The sequence below is a fragment of the Thiomonas bhubaneswarensis genome (genome assembly GCF_001418255.1).
GTDB lineage: Bacteria > Pseudomonadota > Gammaproteobacteria > Burkholderiales > Burkholderiaceae_C > Thiomonas > Thiomonas bhubaneswarensis.
This window is the reverse complement of the sequence record NZ_LIPV01000002.1, coordinates 133,719-150,706: the sequence shown is the minus strand read 5'-3', so window position 1 is coordinate 150,706 and position 16,988 is coordinate 133,719. Positions and strand designations below refer to the sequence as shown.

Below are 16,988 nucleotides of genomic sequence, written 5' to 3'. Positions count from 1 at the left end.
GACTTCAGCGGCCGTTCACAGCGCCTCGGCGCTGTAGCGCACCCGCAAAGTCTGCATCGCGCCGGGCGCCAGACTCAGGGCATTGTCTGCGGCGTTAGCCGATTCCACGCACAGCATGTTGCGCCAGCCCTGCGCGGTGAAATCGCCCATGGCGGCAGCCTTCTGTTCCCAAGGCGTCCAGACGACGGTGGAAGCCGACCCCTGCTTGGCAATGCGCAGCTTGCGCTGCAGAAGGGGATCATGGATGACGCACTCGGCAGTCGTATCCACATACACCCGATCAGTCTCGCCGCCAAAGCGCAGCGCGCCCGTCTGGTGCTTGCGTGCGAAGTTGTCGGTCTTGTCGAGAAAGGCACAGCCGTCCAGCCCGTGCAGCTCGACCTCGGCGATGTCGCCGACCTGGAAGTAGGTGTGCAGCGCCTCGCTCAGAGGCAGGGTCAGCCCGGAGGCGTTTTGCGTGGTCAGCGCCATCTCCAGCACGTCCGACACCTGAATGTGCAGGGTCACCGGCGTGTCGTGTGGCCACTGGGCCCGCGTGGCCTCCGAGGTCTGCAGCTGCAGGGTCAGATGGGTCACGCCATTGGACGCACCGCTGTCGGTCACCGCCCACGGCACGGTACGCGCGAAGCCGTGCGCCGGAAACTGACTTTCGCTCGGATGCGCGCCAAACCACGGCCAGCAAACCGGCACCCCGCCGCGAATGGACTTTCCCGGCAGATACCGCGCCACCTCCGACACCCACACCACCGGCTCCGGCTGAGCCTTGGGCCGAAAACTCGTGAGATGCGCGCCCTGCAGACAGACACTGGCCTGCCCGTCGGCGTTGTCGATCTCGGCGAAGATCAGGCCGGTCGGATGGGCGCGGAAAGCCAGTTGACCGGGAATGGCAAAACGGTTGAGGGAGTCGAGGTTGTGCATGAGCGTACCGGTGACGAGGTGGAAGGAGAGGTCATTGTCACCCGGAGCAGGCGGCAGCGGTCAAGTCGTCATAAGACGCAGCCTGCCACGCTTGCGGCACGAAACGCGCGCTTCAGTCGCCGCCGATCTCGCCCGCCGCGGTCTGCAGATAATTCTGCAAACCCATGTTCTTGCACAGCTTGATCTGCGTTTCCAGGTAGTCGATGTGCTCCTCGGTGTCATCGAGGATGTCGGTGAGAATGTCGCGGGACACGAAATCCCGCACCGACTCGCAATAGGCAATGGCTTCGACATAGAGCGCACGACCATGCTCCTCGAGTTTAAGATCGCACTCCAAGCACTCCGGCACCTCTTCGCCAATGCGCAGCTTGTCGAGATCCTGCAGATTGGGCAGTCCGTCAAGGAACAGAATGCGCTTGATCAACTTGTCGGCATGCCCCATCTCCTCGATGGACTCCTTGTACTCATGCTCACCCAGATCTTTCAGACCCCAGTTCTGATACATGCGGGCGTGCAAAAAATACTGGTTGATGGCAGTGAGCTCGACTTTCAGCGCCTTGTTCAGATATTGAATGACCTTGGCGTCACCTTTCATGGGCGTCTCCAGATGGGTTGAACAGGCTGTGGCACCGTCAACGGGGTTTCACGGCATGGCATGCGCCGAGCGTAGCAGTGCCACGCCGTACCGATATCGAAAAAAGTGAATGGCCTGATCTTGCCGGAAGGCCAGGCAGCAGCGCCACGCTCAAGCCGCCACGGCAATCGGCACACTGTGCCGAAGTTCGACCTGCGCCCGCCGCTCGAGCTCACCGGCGATCACCTGCCTGGCGCACCGCGCGCAGCGACCGCATTGCGCCCCGACGCCCAGATGCTCCCTCACCTCGCGCAGGCTGCATAGATCATGCTCCCGCATGGCCTGACGAATCTGACCATCGGTGACATTGTTGCAAATGCAGACGAACATGGCGGAACAGTCTCCAGAAAATACGAATAAGTCGCATCATCTTATTGTTGCGAATGATTGTCAATCACCCCATGACGCGCGGGTATTGGGCCGGCCTCGCTCGCCCCCTTGCCTACTCGACGCCCGCTAAGATGTGGGCTTTTTTTGCAGCCCTGCGCGGCGCGCAAATCGGGCCGTTAGCTCAGTTGGTTAGAGCAGAGGACTCATAATCCTTTGGTCGTTGGTTCAAGTCCAACACGGCCTACCAAAACTCCACGAATGCACGAAGAAGCGCAGCTCCGCTTCTTTCGCCACGGTCATGCCCTCCTTGACGACTTATCTGATGTTCATCAGCTTTGCGCTGGCCGCTTCGTTCACGCCTGGGCCGGCGGTGATGCTTTCCATTCACAACGCCATGAACCTGGGCTGGCGGCATGCGATCTGGTCGTCCCTGGGCAATATCTCAGGCCTTTTGCTACTCGCCACGTTGAGCGCATTGGGGCTCAACGCGATCCTGCAATCCTCCGATCTGGCCTTCACTGCGGTCAAACTGATGGGCGCCGCCTACCTCGTCTGGCTCGGGGTACAGCAATGGCGCAACGCGCCGAAGCGGGCGGCATCCGCGTCGGCCGAGGTGGCTCGGCAGCCTGAGCCTGCGCAGAGGCCACGGGGGCTCTATGTCAAAGGTCTGACTGTGGCAGTGACCAATCCCAAGGCGATTGCCTTCATCGCCGCCTTGTTTCCGCAGTTCCTGAACGTCTCACGCCCGCTGGTGCCGCAGTATGTCGCGTTGACGCTGACGTTCATGGCGATTTCGCTGCTGGCGCTGAGCACATACGCGGGCCTAGCCGTGTTGGCGCGCAAACGCTTGAACGGCTGGTTCGCCTCAGGCTGGCCCCAGAGGCTGTCGGGCTCGGTGTTTTGCGCTTTCGGACTGGGCCTGCTGCGTCTTTCACGGCCTTAAAGGGTGGGGTCACGCCCAGCCCGGAGGCGCCCACGATTCCATCATGCGCAGCCGCGCCGCACGCAGGCGCTTGGACATCAGCGTGGCGAAGATTTTCATCAGCGCGTAGCCAAGTGCAGGGTCTTGCTCGCACTCCTGCAGAATGGCTTTGCCGTCGAAAAGCAACAGCCTGACCGGGGTGAGCGCCTTGGCCTCGAACGCCCAGCAGTAGGGCGGAATCAGCCAAGACCAGCCGATCACATCCCAGGGCTCCAGGGTCTGCACCTCGATACCCGGGCCGTTGATGGCAGGCACGCAGATTTTCACGCGGCCTTCCAGCACCACATAGAAGGAGTCTGCCGCCTGATCCTGAAGAAAGAGCACGCCATCAGGCGCGAGTTGCACCTTGCGTGCATGAGCAAGCAGCCGTTTCAGCTGTTCGACATCAAGAGCGGATAGGAGGGTGCGGCTTTGCAAATCATGCAGCAGTGCGGGCGTTTGCATGGCAAGTTCCTTCGGCTTCGTGTCAACGCTTGCATTGCAATCCTTTGCTTGCGAGCCGTGTTGACGCACATCAACGACCGAGGTCTGCCCGTGCCTTCCCGTGCGGGGTTTAGCCCCCGGTAGGATCAACCGCTAACGTGCTCCCGGGCAGAACCGAGCATGCATGCCTGACAATGGCAGTTTCAGCACCCGACGCCCATGCCATCCTCTGAGCTATCCACGGCTCCGCTGGGTCAGCCCGTTCCGGTCTGGCACCCGCCCCGTCTGCCCGACCACACCGCTATCGAAGGCCGTTTCTGCAAGCTGGAACCCGCTGACCCCACCCGTCACAGTGCCGATCTGTACGCAGCGCAGGCCTTGGACAGCCAAGGTGAGGGCTGGACTTACCTTCCCTACGGTCCTTTCGCGTCGGAACAGGACTATCGGGTCTGGATGAAGGACAACTGCCTGGGCCCGGACCCGATGTTCTTCGCTATTGTCGATGCGCGCACCGGGCGTGCGGTCGGGCTGGCCAGCTACCTGCGCATCACACCATCGGCAGGGAGCATCGAGATCGGGCACCTCTATTTCTCGCCGCTGCTGCAGCGCCAGCCCGCGGCAACCGAGGCGCTGTTCCTGCTGATGGATCAGGCGTTTGCGCTGGGCTACCGCCGACTCGAATGGAAATGCAACGCCCTGAACGCGGCTTCGCGCAGCGCAGCCCAGCGCCTTGGCTTTCAGTTCGAGGGCATCTTTCGTCAGGCGACCGTGGTGAAAGGTCGCAACCGCGACACCGCGTGGTTCAGCATCATCGACGGCGAATGGCCAGCCCTCCGCGCTGCCTTCCTGCGCTGGCTGGCCCCGGCAAACTTCGATGAAAAAGGGCGGCAGCGTGAGCGCCTGTCGGCACTCACTGTTGCCGCCCTGGGGCGAGCGCCCGGCGGTCAGACGGAATAGACCCGGAAGGCGTCGGTCAGCTTCTTGACCTCGGCGCGCACCCGCTCCAGGGTGGCCGCATCTTGTGGGTTGTCCAGCACATCGGCGATCAGGTTCGCGGTCTTGGCGGCCTCGGCTTCCTTGAAGCCGCGCGTGGTCATGGCCGGTGAGCCGACGCGGATGCCTGAGGTGACAAAAGGTTTTTCCGGGTCGTTCGGAATGGCGTTCTTGTTCACCGTGAGATGCGCTTCGCCCAGAACGCGTTCGGCCTCCTTGCCGGTAATGTGCTTGGCGCGCAGATCGACCAGCATGACATGCGATTCGGTGCGCCCGCTGACGATGCGCAGGCCGCGCGCCTGCAGGGTTTCGGCCATCACGCGGGCATTGACCACCACCTGTTGCTGGTAAGCCTTGAACTCGGGCGCGAGCGCCTCCTTGAAGGCCACCGCCTTGCCTGCGATGACATGCATCAGCGGCCCGCCCTGGATGCCCGGGAAGATGGCGCTGTTGATCGCCTTGGCGTGCTGCTCCTTCATCAGAATCACGCCGCCGCGCGGGCCGCGCAGGCTTTTGTGGGTGGTGGTGGTCACCACGTCGGCATGCGGCACCGGGTTGGGATAGACGCCGGCCGCGATCAGCCCTGCGTAATGCGCCATGTCCACCATGAAGTAAGCCCCGATGTCCTTGGCCACACGGGCGAAGCGCTCGAAGTCGATGCGCAGGCTGTAGGCGCTGGCCCCGGCGATGATCAGTTTGGGCTTGTGCTCGTGCGCCAGGCGTTCCATGGCGTCGTAATCGATCTCTTCCTGCGCGTTCAGGCCATAGCTCACCACCTTGAACCACTTGCCGCTCATGTTCAGCGGCATGCCGTGGGTGAGGTGGCCGCCTTCGGCCAGGCTCATGCCCATGATGGTGTCGCCCGGGTTGAGCAAGGCGAAGAACACGCCCTGATTGGCCTGCGAGCCGCTGTTGGGCTGCACATTGGCGGCTTCGGCGCCGAAGAGCTGCTTGACGCGGTCGATGGCGAGCTGCTCGGCGATGTCGACAAACTCGCAACCGCCGTAATAACGCTTGCCGGGATAGCCTTCGGCGTACTTGTTGGTGAGCTGCGAACCCTGCGCCTGCATGACGGCGGGCGAGGTGTAGTTTTCCGAGGCGATCAGCTCGATGTGATCTTGCTGGCGCTGGTTCTCGGATTGGATGGCGGCCCACAGTTCGGGGTCGATCTGGGCGATGGTCTTGGTGCGGTCGAACATGGAAAGAAGGTCCAATTGACGGCCCGCGCCGCTTCATTCAACGCAGAAGCGCGCAAGCCTGGGCTGATGACGATCATAGACAGCGATGGCGCTGGCCCAGGCGAACGGCTAGCGCGGTGTTTCACTCTTCTGCAAAGTGAAACACTGCGCTCGAAATCCAGCACTCCCCGGTGGTTCGTCCCACCTCGAGACCACGCATGTCGCAGGTCTCTATCGCCAGTCGTGCAGCCTATATGTTAGCGAGTTGGCGGCACTTCAGGTGAGTGATGCGTGCTTTTGCGCAGCGGTCGATGGCTCGGTTGCCACGGTCGATTTGGCGGTAGCCGCGGCCTTCTGCGTCATCGCGCCGTGACCCGCGCTGGCTGTCATCGGCGCCGCAGCCTTGGGCTGCACCCCAGCCACGCGTTCGAGCTGCGCCTGCTCGGCCAACACTTTGTCGGCATAGCCGCCTTCGTTCGCATCGGTCGTGGCGCCAACGTAATAGCGCAGCCCAACACGCACCGAACCCCCGCGGCTGATCGCATCCTTGAGCACCACGGCACCCACCCGCACGTTGACCAGAGGGTCAATGCTGGCCTGCGGCCCCCCGAAGCGCGCGAATTTGTCACGGTGGACACCAGCCATCACCTGCATGAGACCGGTCGCGCCGGCTCCGCTGGCGGCATAGGGGTTGAAACTCGATTCCACCGCCATCACGGCCAAGAGCAGCAGGGGATCGAGCCTCTCCTGTTTGCCCACGGTGTAGGCGGCACTGACGAGCTGCGACATGGCGGTGGGCGCGATGCTGTAGCGCCGTGCCAGCCAGTTCGAGACGGTGCGCTGTTGCGGCGTCAGTGCGGGGCCCACTTCGGTCGGCAAGGGAGCCGCCTGAGCCGCCGGAAGCAGCGCCTCGGTCGGCTTTTGCGCCAGAGCCTGCAACTCGTCGCCTGCCGCCTTGCGCGCCATGACCCATTGCGTGAGACCGCGGTCGAGCGTGCTCATCGCCTGGGGCTGGAAGTACAGATACGCGCCACCGGCCACCACAAACAAGCCCACCATCATCAAGGTCTGGTGGGCCAATTCCCAAAAACCTCCCACCAGCCGACGTGCGCGCGGCAGAGAAGATTGCATGGCGTTCAACATGGAACACTCCTGTGTCTGAGCGGAACGGGCGAGTGTCAGAAGACAGTCAGCGCCAGTTTCCAAGGGCACAGATCCGACAACACAGGCTCACCAGGGGAGCCCATCAGCCTAAGATGCAATCTTCACAAGGGACTGCATCGAATTGCCGAAACCCATCCATGGGTCGTTTGCGGCAAGGCGTGTTTCGGGGCGAGTGTGTTGCCGGTCTGACTTGCAGACGTATTAGGGCAAACACGGATCGAATTTTAGGAATGTCGTTATTCCTGGTCAACGCATAAGGTCTTCTTTTTCACTTCTATTGGTTATATGAAATACCGGGATCTACGCGATTTTCTGTCCCAACTGGAGACGCTTTCCCTCTTGCGTCGCACGACTGAGTCCGTCTCTCCCCACCTCGAAATGACTACGGTCTGCGACGCCCTGCTCAGGGGGGGCGGACCGGCGGTGCTGTTCGAGCGACCGACGGGCTATGCCATGCCAGTGCTGGGCAATCTGTTCGGCACCCCCCAGCGCGTGGCCATGGGCATGGGCGTGAACGATCTCGGCGAACTGCGCCGCATCGGCGAAGTGCTCGCCCGCCTCAAGGAGCCCGAGCCGCCCAAAGGCCTCAAGGACGCAGGCGAGCTGATGCATCTGGTCAAGGCCGTCTGGGACATGCGTCCGAGCACGGTATCGCGGCCTGTGTGCCAGCAGGTCGTGCTGGAAGGCGACGATGTGGACTTGAACCGGCTGCCGATACAGACCTGCTGGCCAGGCGACGTGGCGCCGCTGCTCACCTGGGGACTGGTGATCACGCGCGGCCCTCAAGACGTGCCTCGGCCCCGCAAACGGCAGAACCTGGGCATCTATCGCCAGCAGCGCATCGGCAGGCGCCAGCTCATCATGCGCTGGCTGGCACACCGGGGAGGCGCCCTCGATTTCCGCGAGTTCGCCCTGGCCCATCCTGGGCGGCCCTTTCCGGTGGCCGTCGCGCTGGGGGCCGACCCGGCAACCACGCTGGGCGCGGTCACACCCGTACCCGATACCTTGAGCGAGTACCAGTTCGCCGGCCTGCTTCGCGGTTCGCGCACCGAAGTGGCGCGCGCCATCGGTCTCGACCTGCAGGTTCCGGCCACCTCTGAAATCGTGCTCGAAGGCCATCTGCCACCCGCCGAGGCAGGCTGGCGCGGCGAGAGCGAGACCGGGGTGCCGCTGATGGAGAAAAACGGCTACCTGCACGCGCTCGAAGGGCCATTCGGCGATCACACCGGGTATTACAACGAGCAGGACTGGTTTCCGGTGTTCGAAGTCGAGCGCATCACCCACCGCGAGCAGCCCATCTACCACTCCACCTACACCGGCAAGCCGCCCGACGAACCGGCCGTACTCGGCGTAGCGCTCAACGAGGTGTTCGTTCCCATCCTGCAGAAGCAATACCCGGAGATCGTCGATTTTTACCTGCCGCCCGAAGGGTGCAGCTACCGGCTCGCCGTGGTGTCCATCCGCAAGGCCTATGCCGGACACGCCAAGCGGGTGATGTTCGGCATCTGGGGTTTTCTGCGGCAGTTCCTCTACACCAAGTTCATCGTCGTCACCGACGAGGATGTGGACATCCGCTCATGGCCTGACGTGATCTGGGCCATCACCACCCGCATGGACCCGGTGCGCGACACGCTGCTGGTTGGCAACACCCCGATCGACTATCTCGATTTCGCCTCGCCGCAGTCCGGCCTGGGCGGCAAGATGGGCCTGGACGCCACCCACAAATGGCCCGGCGAGACGCAGCGCGAATGGGGTCGGGCCATCGTGCCTGATGAGACGGTGAACGCACGCATGCAGGCCCTGATCGATACCCTTTCGGCCCAGCCGGGCACGCGGTGAAACGGGGCGTTTTCAAGGCCTTGCGCCATGTTCACCGCGCGAGTTCGACCATACCCCCAAGATCAAGTCATGTTTGATCTTGACGACGCCGAAGTGCGGGGCGTACCTTTAAGGCGTCGTTGCAGTGCAGCTGCTTCGGCAAACAGAGCGGGCCGAACCCGCACTGTTGCAAGACCCCCCTCATGCATCCCTGCATGAGCTTGACAGGCGGCAGCAAACCCGACTGTCGGACTCCCGGGCCGCACACCTTTCGGTTGCGGCCCGTCTCAATTTCGCAGCCCTTCAGTGCATGCCACCCTGCATGCCCTTGCCCGGCATGGGTGCGCCGCCAGCAATCTTGTCCCGCGGTTCCACCTTGAGTTGCACGTCCATCTGCCCGCCGGACGCGAACTTGATCGTCACGGGGACGGTTTCTCCCACTTTCAACGGAGCCTTGAGGTCCATGAACATGAGGTGGTAGCCCGAGCCCGGCTGCATGCGCAGCGTCTGGCCTGCGGGCAGCGGAATGTGTTCCACCTCACGCATGCGCATCACGTTGTTTTCCATGCTCATGGTGTGCAGCTCCACATGACCACAGACCGGCGAGGACGCAGCAACAATCTTGTCATCGGCCTTGCCGTGGTTGACGAGGGTGAGAAAGCCGCCGCCGTTGCGAGCGCCGGGTATCGAGGGCAGCGCCTGGGCCTGCGTCACTTCGATGGCGCCCGCTTTCTGCGCCAGCGCCACGGGCGCAAAGTTCAGCATCAAGACAGCGGAGGCCATCGCCAGAGCCTGTCGGCGGGTCAACATGCGGATCGTCATCGAGGTTCTCCTGTAAGTGCAAACGGCGCATACGCCGCTGCCGATTGTCGGCGAAAATCGCCACAGAAAAAGCGTGCATTCTGTCAGCCATCGACAATACCCGTACCGCGGCAAATTGCCGCACTCACCCTTGCCGCTCCATGTCGACCTTTACCCTGCCCTCGTTACCTCAGCGCATCACCCTCGCGGGGGGATGCTTCTGGTGCCTCGACGCTGCGTACCGTCCGCTTCGCGGCGTGCTGCGCGTGGAATGCGGCTACAGCAACGGCACCACGCTGCGCCCCAGCTACCGCGAGATCTGCACCGGCCAGACTGGCCACGCCGAGGTCGTGCGCATCGACTTCGACCCCGACGTGATCAGTCTGGAAACCATCCTCGACGTGTTCTTCGCCATGCACGACCCCACCACCCTGAACCGTCAGGGCAACGACGTCGGCACGCAATACCGCTCCGGCATCTACACCCACGACGAGGCCCAGCTCACCGCCGTGCGCGCCTACGTGCAGCGACTGCGCGATCAGGCGCTGTTCGCCGACCCGATCGTGACCGAAATCGCGCCTGAATCCAACTACAGCCCCGCTGAAGCCGAACATCAGGACTATTTCGCCCATCATCCTTATCAGGGCTATTGCGCCGCGGTCATCGCGCCCAAGGTGGACAAGCTGCGTCGAAAGTACGCCACGCTGCTGCGTTCGCAGGCATGAGCGGGGCTCAGGCTGCCGGCAGCCCTCGTGTGGGCTGGGTCGAGTGGGTGCGCGTCTCGGCGGGCGCGGTGCTGGGCTTGGCCGCCGTCGGGCTGCTGAGCCACTTCGCCGAAACCGGCACGGGGTGGACGCAAGCCGTCTGGCTGGTCGCCCCCATCGGGGCCAGTGCGGTGATCGTGTTCGCCTTGCCCAGCAGTCCACTGGGGCGGCCGTGGTCGGTCATTGGCGGCAACACGCTGGGCACGCTGATGGGCATCGTCTGCGCGGCGTGGATCGGCCCGACCTGGATCGCGGCCGGGGTGGCGGTCGGCGCGGCCATTGCCCTGATGTTGCAGGCCCGCTGCCTGCATCCTCCGGGTGGCGCAGCCGCCTTGCTGGCGGTGCTGACGCACACCACCGACTGGCGCTTCGCCCTCATGCCCGTGGCGCTCAATTCGGCCCTGCTCGTGGCCGCAGCGTGGCTCTGGCATGCCGCCACGCGGCGTCCGCATCCCGCACCGCCCGAAGCAGCCGAGGCCATGCTGCCCAACACCGACGATCTGTCCAGCGCTATCGACGCGGCGGTGACACGCTACGGCGAAGTGCTCGACATCGATCGGACGACGCTGCGCAATCTGCTCGAAGAAGCGCAGACCCAGGCCTACCGCCAGCGCCTGGACGCCGTGAGCTGCGCCGACATCATGCAGCGCGAGGTGCAGGTGGCCCGTCCCGACGAAAGCGTGGCCGAGGCTCAGGACCGTCTGATCGAACACGGCATCAAGGCCCTGCCGGTGATCGACCGGCATCGACAGGTCGTCGGCATCGTCACCGCCGCCGACCTGCGCCTGAACCCCGAGGGTGCCCCGAGCGCCATGCTGGAATCTTCCACGCCCGTGGCCGCGCGCATGACGCGCCAGGTGCGGGTCGTCTCGCAGACGCGGCATCTCTCCGAACTGATTCCGCTTTTCGCCAGCAGCGGCCATCATCACCTGCCGGTCATCGATGCCTCGGCGCGGCTGGTGGGCATGATCACCCAGAGCGACGTGATGCGGGCGCTGCATCGCACCCCGCAGGCAAACCCTACTGCGCCTCCTTCAGCATGATCTGGATCTGCGCCTCCGAAGGCACGCCGATCATCATGTCGGCGCGTCCATCGGCCTTGCGCCAGAGAATGACCGGCACGCCGAACAGCTTTTCGCTGTTGTAAAGCGCCAGATTGGCCGCCAGTTCGGCGCGCACCTTGGGGCTGATGGACTGCGCAGGTTCAATGCCCCCGCCGGGCTGGCCGTTGGCGGCGAAGTCGTAGTCGTTTTCGTTTTTGTAAAACGCCTGAAGCGGGTCGCTGGCCTGCAGGATGGCCGCAGCCTTGGGCAGGCTGCTGGCGGTGAGCAGGCCCAGCGGAATCCAGCGAAACTGCACATCGGTCTTGCCCACCAAGGGGCGCAGTTTTTTGTACAGCTCGTGGCAGAACGGACAGTTCGGATCGAAAAAGATGTAGAGCGAGCGTGCGCCCTTGCCTTCGACGATGGTGGTGGCCTTGCCGATGTTCGCCAGCACGCCCTCGGCCTGCCGGGCGCTCTGCGCCTGGACCCCCGGCCAGGCGGCAAGACAGGCCAGCGCAGCGGCGGAGCGAAGCACTTGACGACGATGCGGGGACGGATGTGAAGCCATGCGGGTCTCCCTATTGTGATCGTGAATCAGGGTTTGAATAATGCCGCAGAACAAGGCCTTCGGCATGATGGATTGCGATGACCCTGACCCTACCTGAAACCTGCAACGCCTGGTCGCGGCCCGATTTCGGCGCCGTGCTGCTGGCCGAACTGCGGCAGGCCGACGCCCTGCACAGGCCGCTGCAACAAGGCATGAGGCGTGGCAGCCACGCCTTGACCGACGATGTTGCCCTGCTGGTGTTGCAGCGCGGCGAGCAGGACGATGGCTTGTGGGTGAAGGCGGGGCTGAGCTATTTCAGCATCGACCCCGGTTGCGCCTGCGAGGCCGATCCGACACCGATGAGCGAACTGCCCGAGTATGTCGAACTGCGCATTGCCATCCGCCGTTCGGACGGCGCCGCCACGCTACAACTGCTTGAGGCTTGAGGTCTCAAGGCGCCAGTCGCTTGCGTGCCCAGGCCCCATCCGGCTGCAAGGCATAGGCCAGGCGGTCGTGCAGGCGCGAAGGGCGGCCTTGCCAGAATTCCCAGTAGTCCGGCACCAGTCGGTACCCACCCCAATGCGGCGGACGCGGCGGGTGGATGCCATAGCGCAGGCCGAACTCGGCGGCGCGCTTGAGCAGGGTGCCGCGACTCTCGATGGGTTCACTCTGCGGGGAAGCCCAGGCACCGATGCGCGAAGCCAGCGGTCGGCTAGCGAAGTAGGCGTCAGACTCGGCCTCGCTGACCTTCTCCACCCTGCCTTCGATGCGCACCACGCGTTCGAGCTCCACCCAGTGAAACTGCAGCGCCGCAAACGGGTTGGCCGCAAGTTCCCGTCCCTTGCGGCTGGCATAGTTGGTGTACCAGACGATGCCGCGGGCATCGACCTGCTTGATCAGCACCACACGGCTGGACGGTCGACCGCTCTCGCCCACGGTGGCCACGGTCATGGCGTTGGGCTCGGGCACTTCGGCTTCGATCGCCTGCTGCAGCCAATGCTCGAACTGTTTGAGGGGATCGATGTCGGCGTGGGCTTCGTCGAGCTCGGCGCGGGCATAGTCCTTGCGCAAATCGGCCAGTGATTTCATGTCGGCAGTATAAAAAGCACCCGGGAAGGCAGGCTTGGAAGAGATCGAGCGTGACCATGGTCACAATCATGTATCAAAATTTTTCAATATTGCGTCAGATCAATAACCGAGCAGGCGCAAGCCCCCACAATTCCGTACCGTTTTTCTCAACTATTTTTGCACGCCATGTCCACAGCTCCATCCCCCCAAGCCGCCGAACCGGCGCACGCCAGCAGCTGGCTGGCGCACTTTCCCATCACCCTGTTCGCCACCATCATGGGCACCACGGGCCTGGCCATCGCCTGGCACAAATCAGCGCAGGTGCTTTCCATGCCGCACGGCGTGGGCATTGGGCTGAGCTATGCGGCGCTGGCGCTGTTCGTGCTGTTGCTGCTGGGCTATGCGGCCAAGGTGGCGCGCTATCCGGGTGAGTTCGTCGCCGAGTTCAATCACCCGGTGCGCATCAGCTTCTTTCCGGCCATTTCCATCAGCGCGATCCTGCTGTCCATCGCCTTGCTGCATGTGCAGCCCGGGCTGTCGTGGGCGCTGTGGTGGGGCGGCGTGGCGCTGCATCTGGTGTTCACCCTGGTCATCATGTCCTCGTGGATTCACCACACGCACTACCAGATTCAACATTCCACCCCGGCGTGGTTCATCCCGGTGGTGGGCAACATCCTGGTGCCGATTGCCGGCATGACGCATGGCTCGCCCGAGATCTCGTGGTTCTTTTTCAGCGTCGGCCTGGTGTTCTGGATCGTGCTGCTGACGGTGATGATGAATCGCTTTTTCTTTCATCCGCCGGTGCCCGCCAAGCTGCTGCCGACGCTGTTCATCCTGATCGCGCCGCCAGCCGTGGGCTTTCTCTCCTACCTGGCGCTCGACGGCGGCGTGGTGGACAACTTCGCGCGGGTGCTGTTCTACGTCGCGCTGTTCACCACCTTCCTGCTGTTCTACCAACTGCCCCAGTTCCGCAAGGTGCCGTTCTTCATGTCGTGGTGGGCCTATTCCTTCCCGATGGCGGCCATCACCATTGCCTCGCTCACCATGGGCAGCAAGATCGGCAGCGGCTTCCTCATGGGCCTGGGAGGCGCGCTGCTGGCGCTAACCACGGCGCTGATCGCCCTGCTGGTGGTGCTCACCCTCAAGGCCATTGCGGCGGGCAAGGTGTTCATCCCCGAGTAAGGCAGGCTCACGCTCGACCTCGAACCCGGCCGCGGCCGGGTTTTTTTCGCGCGCAAGCTGGGTCTCTGAGGGTAAGCGCGGTTTACACGGCGCATGAGGCTGCCTAACGTCGGGCATGTCTGGAAGAACGTCCATGCCGACCGACTGCCCATTGCCATCGCGGCGCCGAGTGTTGCGCTGGGTCGCGCTCGTCGCTGCGCTGCATGGGGTCATGGCGCGTGCTGCCGCGGCGGCCGAGGACGATTGGGCGGCAAACCCCGATGCGGCGCGCGCCGCCAGGCTGTGGGCGCGCATCGGCCAGGCGAGTTGGGTGGCCGAAGGCAACGGCCCGCGCATCGTCTATGTGTTCGTCGACCCGAACTGCCCGTTTTCGCACAAGCTGTATCTGGCGACACGTTCGGTGGTCGGCCGTGATGGCCTGCAACTGCGCTGGATCATCGTCGGCACCCTGCATGCCAGCAGCCCGGGCAAGGCCGCAGCCATCCTTGCCGCGCCCGACCCGCTGGCCGCGTTTCGCCATAACGAAAACGACTGGGACTTCAGCGAGATTCCGGGCGGCGGCATCCGGCCCCTCGCTCACCCCGGCGCGGCGGTGCGGCACAAGTTGCAAGTCAACGCCGCGCTGATGCACAGCGCCGGGTTGGACAGTTTTCCCGTCATGCTCTATCGCACCGCAAACGGCCGGGCCCACCTGATCAACGGTCTGCTGCCCGACAACACCCTGGCGATCGTGTTGCGCAGCGCGCGCTAAAAGTCGCGCATTCTTATTTCACACTGGCGAGGATGTCCTTGAGCTGCTGCGCATCGGGCGGGCCGACCACCAGCATGGCCTGGCCCTGCTTGTCGCGGTAGAGCAGGGTCGGCACCCCGGGCGACCTGGTGGCGTCGAGCAAGGCGTTGTTGGCGTTGAGTATGGCACTGGTGGCAGGCAGCACATGCGTGGCAGGGGTGATGCCGCCGCCCTGCCCTGTGGGGCCTTTGCCGTAGTTCAGCTCGTTGTCGCGCAGCGCGGCCAGGCGATCCTTGGCCTGCAGGATGGCCGCGCCCTTGGTCACGCTGCTGGGCGCGAGCACGGCCACCGGCACCCACCGCACCTGCAACCCGTCCTTGCCCGCCTTCCCCTGCAGGGCGATGAACAGTTCGTGGCAGTAAGGGCAGTTGGCGTCGATGAAAACATTGAGCACTCGCGGACCCTTGCCCTGGGTGATGACGGTGGCCTTGCCCATCTCGGCCAACACCTTCACGGCGTCGGGGTTTTGGCTTTGGGTCGGCTGTGCATGGGCGAGTGGGGACAGGCCGATGAAGCTGGCACCAAGGGCTGCGACGAAGGCCATGCGCAGCGTGGCGAGTAGGGTGGACTGCATGCGTGTCTCCTGGTTTTGTGGATCTTTCTGCGGCGCAGTATGCCGCAAACGCCCGGTGCACGCAGGAGTGGCGTGATGGGCAGGCTAGGCTGGCGCGGATGGGGGCGCCGATCGGCCCTGCGCGCCACGCGCCCTTATTTGGCGTTCGCCATCTCGGACTTCAGCCGGGCCAGATCGGCGTCCACTCCGGTGCTGCTGCGCAGCTTGTCGAGCTCCTTCTCGGTGCTGTCGCGCGCGTCGAGCGGGTCGCTCAGAATGCCGGCCTCAGTCATGCCTTCCATGGCTTCGGCCTTGGCCTGCATCTGCGCCGTCTTGTCCTGTGCGCGGCGCATGGCGTCGCCGGCGTCGGCCAGACCGGTGCCCAGACCCGAGAGCGATTCAGACACGCCGACCTCGGCGCTCGCGGCTGCCATCTGCGACTTCATCACCTCTTTCTGCGTGCGGAATTGCTCGATGCGGTCCTGTAGCTTGCTCTCATAGGCGGTGAGCTTTTCGGCCTGGGCCGCAATGTTGTCGTGTGACTGTTGCAGGCTGTCGATTTTCTGCTGCGCGGCCTGCTTTTCGCCCAAGGCGGCGCGCGCCAAGTCCTCGCGCTGCGCTTGCAGCGCCATGCGGGCGTCGGCCTCGGCCTTGTCGGCATCGTGCCGTGCTGCGGTGATCTGGTTTTCCAGCGAAATGCGCTCGGTGATCACGTCGGCCAGATGCTGCTTGGTGTCCTGCAGGGTGGTGATCATTTTTTCGTAGGACAGATCGAGCGTCTGCGACGGATCGTCGGCATGGTTGAGAAAGGTGTTGACTCGCGCTTCAAGAATTTCAGCGGCATGTTTGAGCATGGACATAAGGTTCTCCTTCAGGATTGCACAGGGAGGCAGGACTGGGATTGAGTGCTTCGGGCCGATGCGCTTTCAGTCGTTGACCGGAATGACGAGTTGCGGAGCGAGTGCATCGACCAGTGCGTCGGCCTGCTCCATGGCCTTCACCGCAGTGCCGACGGCGAAGAACTCGATGACATGCGGCTGCCAGTTGTGCGAGCCCTCGTGCAACTGCACCCCGGTGATGCCGTCGGCCTGCGCGGCGGCGGCTTCGTGCTGCATGCGCTCCATCGCCAGCTCGCGGGCGTCGTACATGGCCTGGGTGAACTGCGCCAGTTCCACGTTGCTGCCGATATTGCCCAGCGAGCGCAGCGCGCCCTGGTGGGCAACGTGATAGACGCACGAGCCCATGACCATTTCCATCGGCCGGTAGCCTGACTTGAGCAGCATCCAGAAGTCCTGTCCGGACAGATCGGAGGTGAAGGGCTTGCCGCCCACGCCCTTGAATCCGGGGTCGCCGGTGCGGTGGGCAATGGCCGTGCCGATGGCCATGAACTCCAGGATGTCCTTGTCCCATTCCATGCGCTTGACCTCCAGGCGCAAGCCGACCACGCCGTCGGCGCGCAGCAGAATGGCCTCCTGTTCCATGCGGCTCATGGCCAGCTCGCGCGCTTGATACATGGCCTGCGACAGCACGTCCATTTCCATGCTGGTGGACCACTGGCCGTACTGAATGCCGAGGTGATAGACGCAGGAGCCGACCACCAGCCCCAAGGGTTCGAACCCGGCCTGGCGCACCATGACGAATTCGTTGACCGACAGGTCTGAGGTGAAAATGCCTTCGTGGCTGCCTTGGGCACGCAGACCCTTGAGGCGTTCGACGGCGTGGGGCGCAAGCTGCTCGGCGGCCTGCGTTGCGGGGGCGGGCACGGCGGCCTGCGGGGGCGAGGTCATATCGTTCATGGGG

At 63.9% G+C, this 16,988-nt stretch carries 20 protein-coding genes, 1 tRNA gene and 1 riboswitch; of the genes, 9 read left to right on the top strand and 12 right to left on the bottom strand.

Going from position 1 to position 16,988, the window contains the following annotated elements; translation table 11 throughout:
* Nucleotides 1–15: 15 nt before the first annotated feature.
* The 3 genes from ASC45_RS03235 to ASC45_RS03225 all read right to left on the bottom strand — a co-directional run bounded on the left by ASC45_RS03235 (nucleotide 16) and on the right by ASC45_RS03225 (nucleotide 1,882).
* Nucleotides 16–918, bottom strand: coding sequence for a D-hexose-6-phosphate mutarotase (locus tag ASC45_RS03235; RefSeq protein WP_055449599.1), 903 nt, complete (start codon nucleotides 916–918; stop codon nucleotides 16–18).
* Nucleotides 919–1,030: 112 nt separating this feature from the next.
* Nucleotides 1,031–1,513, bottom strand: coding sequence for a bacterioferritin (gene bfr, locus ASC45_RS03230; RefSeq protein WP_055449598.1), 483 nt, complete (start codon nucleotides 1,511–1,513; stop codon nucleotides 1,031–1,033).
* Nucleotides 1,514–1,663: 150 nt separating this feature from the next.
* Nucleotides 1,664–1,882: a (2Fe-2S)-binding protein gene (locus ASC45_RS03225; protein WP_055449597.1), complete on the bottom strand. Its 219-nt coding sequence runs from the start codon at nucleotides 1,880–1,882 to the stop codon at nucleotides 1,664–1,666.
* 170 nt (nucleotides 1,883–2,052) lie between these two features.
* Here ASC45_RS03225 and ASC45_RS03220 point away from each other — a divergent pair.
* Both ASC45_RS03220 and ASC45_RS03215 read left to right on the top strand, forming a co-directional pair.
* Nucleotides 2,053–2,129: transfer RNA gene (locus ASC45_RS03220), tRNA-Ile, on the top strand.
* A gap of 51 nt (nucleotides 2,130–2,180) precedes the next feature.
* Nucleotides 2,181–2,825 (top strand): LysE family translocator, encoded by a 645-nt coding sequence (locus ASC45_RS03215; RefSeq protein WP_055449596.1) that lies wholly within the window; start codon nucleotides 2,181–2,183, stop codon nucleotides 2,823–2,825.
* Between the two features lie 9 nt (nucleotides 2,826–2,834).
* Here ASC45_RS03215 and ASC45_RS03210 read toward each other — a convergent pair whose 3' ends face one another.
* Nucleotides 2,835–3,308: a cyclic nucleotide-binding domain-containing protein gene (locus ASC45_RS03210; protein WP_055449595.1), complete on the bottom strand. Its 474-nt coding sequence runs from the start codon at nucleotides 3,306–3,308 to the stop codon at nucleotides 2,835–2,837.
* A 198-nt stretch (nucleotides 3,309–3,506) separates the two neighbouring features.
* On the opposite strand from ASC45_RS03210, the gene ASC45_RS03205 reads away from it, so the two are divergent.
* Nucleotides 3,507–4,244 carry a GNAT family N-acetyltransferase gene (locus ASC45_RS03205; protein ID WP_055449594.1) on the top strand — a complete coding sequence of 246 codons (738 nt, stop codon included), beginning with the start codon at nucleotides 3,507–3,509 and terminating at the stop codon, nucleotides 4,242–4,244.
* On the opposite strand, the gene glyA is transcribed toward ASC45_RS03205, so the two are convergent.
* Both glyA and ASC45_RS03195 read right to left on the bottom strand, forming a co-directional pair.
* Entirely contained in the window at nucleotides 4,232–5,479 is a 1,248-nt protein-coding gene (gene glyA, locus ASC45_RS03200) for a serine hydroxymethyltransferase (protein WP_055449593.1), read from the bottom strand. The genes ASC45_RS03205 and glyA overlap by 13 nt on opposite strands.
* Before the next feature lie 87 nt (nucleotides 5,480–5,566).
* Nucleotides 5,567–5,713: riboswitch (ZMP/ZTP riboswitch) on the bottom strand.
* A gap of 21 nt (nucleotides 5,714–5,734) precedes the next feature.
* Nucleotides 5,735–6,601 (bottom strand): lytic transglycosylase domain-containing protein, encoded by an 867-nt coding sequence (locus ASC45_RS03195; RefSeq protein WP_055449592.1) that lies wholly within the window; start codon nucleotides 6,599–6,601, stop codon nucleotides 5,735–5,737.
* Nucleotides 6,602–6,907: 306 nt separating this feature from the next.
* On the opposite strand from ASC45_RS03195, the gene ASC45_RS03190 reads away from it, so the two are divergent.
* Nucleotides 6,908–8,461, top strand: coding sequence for a UbiD family decarboxylase (locus ASC45_RS03190; RefSeq protein WP_055449591.1), 1,554 nt, complete (start codon nucleotides 6,908–6,910; stop codon nucleotides 8,459–8,461).
* 282 nt (nucleotides 8,462–8,743) lie between these two features.
* Here the strand turns inward: ASC45_RS03190 and ASC45_RS03185 are convergent, their stop codons facing one another.
* Nucleotides 8,744–9,262: a copper chaperone PCu(A)C gene (locus ASC45_RS03185; protein ID WP_055449590.1), complete on the bottom strand. Its 519-nt coding sequence runs from the start codon at nucleotides 9,260–9,262 to the stop codon at nucleotides 8,744–8,746.
* Between the two features lie 140 nt (nucleotides 9,263–9,402).
* Here ASC45_RS03185 and msrA point away from each other — a divergent pair, with 140 nt between their 5' ends.
* Together msrA and ASC45_RS03175 are read left to right on the top strand one after the other, a co-directional pair.
* A complete protein-coding gene (gene msrA, locus ASC45_RS03180) occupies nucleotides 9,403–9,966 on the top strand; it encodes a peptide-methionine (S)-S-oxide reductase MsrA (protein WP_055449589.1) in 564 nt (187 codons plus the stop codon).
* Entirely contained in the window at nucleotides 9,963–11,048 is a 1,086-nt protein-coding gene (locus tag ASC45_RS03175; RefSeq protein ID WP_055449588.1) for an HPP family protein, read from the top strand. Before msrA ends, ASC45_RS03175 begins: the two co-directional genes overlap by 4 nt.
* On the opposite strand, the gene ASC45_RS03170 is transcribed toward ASC45_RS03175, so the two are convergent.
* A complete protein-coding gene (locus tag ASC45_RS03170; protein ID WP_055449587.1) occupies nucleotides 11,026–11,616 on the bottom strand; it encodes a thioredoxin fold domain-containing protein in 591 nt (196 codons plus the stop codon). The two genes, ASC45_RS03175 and ASC45_RS03170, sit on opposite strands and share 23 nt — an antisense overlap.
* Nucleotides 11,617–11,693: 77 nt before the next feature.
* Here ASC45_RS03170 and ASC45_RS03165 point away from each other — a divergent pair, with 77 nt between their 5' ends.
* On the top strand, nucleotides 11,694–12,041 hold the full coding sequence (locus ASC45_RS03165) for a hypothetical protein (protein WP_055449586.1): 348 nt from the start codon (nucleotides 11,694–11,696) through the stop codon (nucleotides 12,039–12,041).
* 4 nt (nucleotides 12,042–12,045) lie between these two features.
* Here ASC45_RS03165 and pdxH read toward each other — a convergent pair whose 3' ends face one another.
* Entirely contained in the window at nucleotides 12,046–12,684 is a 639-nt protein-coding gene (gene pdxH, locus ASC45_RS03160) for a pyridoxamine 5'-phosphate oxidase (protein WP_055449585.1), read from the bottom strand.
* 165 nt (nucleotides 12,685–12,849) lie between these two features.
* Here pdxH and ASC45_RS03155 point away from each other — a divergent pair, with 165 nt between their 5' ends.
* The gene (locus tag ASC45_RS03155) at nucleotides 12,850–13,845 is read left to right on the top strand and encodes an SLAC1 anion channel family protein (RefSeq protein WP_174514698.1); all 996 of its coding nucleotides are present in this window, start codon (nucleotides 12,850–12,852) and stop codon (nucleotides 13,843–13,845) included.
* Nucleotides 13,846–13,978: 133 nt separating this feature from the next.
* Complete coding sequence (locus ASC45_RS03150) at nucleotides 13,979–14,596, top strand: thioredoxin fold domain-containing protein (RefSeq protein WP_072242959.1); 618 nt, start codon at nucleotides 13,979–13,981, stop codon at nucleotides 14,594–14,596.
* Nucleotides 14,597–14,609: 13 nt separating this feature from the next.
* Here the strand turns inward: ASC45_RS03150 and ASC45_RS03145 are convergent, their stop codons facing one another.
* The 3 genes from ASC45_RS03145 to ASC45_RS03135 form a co-directional block, all read right to left on the bottom strand.
* Nucleotides 14,610–15,209 (bottom strand): thioredoxin fold domain-containing protein, encoded by a 600-nt coding sequence (locus ASC45_RS03145; RefSeq protein ID WP_055449582.1) that lies wholly within the window; start codon nucleotides 15,207–15,209, stop codon nucleotides 14,610–14,612.
* 134 nt (nucleotides 15,210–15,343) lie between these two features.
* On the bottom strand, nucleotides 15,344–16,048 hold the full coding sequence (locus ASC45_RS03140) for a PspA/IM30 family protein (RefSeq protein WP_055449581.1): 705 nt from the start codon (nucleotides 16,046–16,048) through the stop codon (nucleotides 15,344–15,346).
* 66 nt (nucleotides 16,049–16,114) lie between these two features.
* Nucleotides 16,115–16,984, bottom strand: coding sequence for a heavy metal-binding domain-containing protein (locus ASC45_RS03135; RefSeq protein ID WP_055449580.1), 870 nt, complete (start codon nucleotides 16,982–16,984; stop codon nucleotides 16,115–16,117).
* Nucleotides 16,985–16,988: the final 4 nt, after the last annotated feature.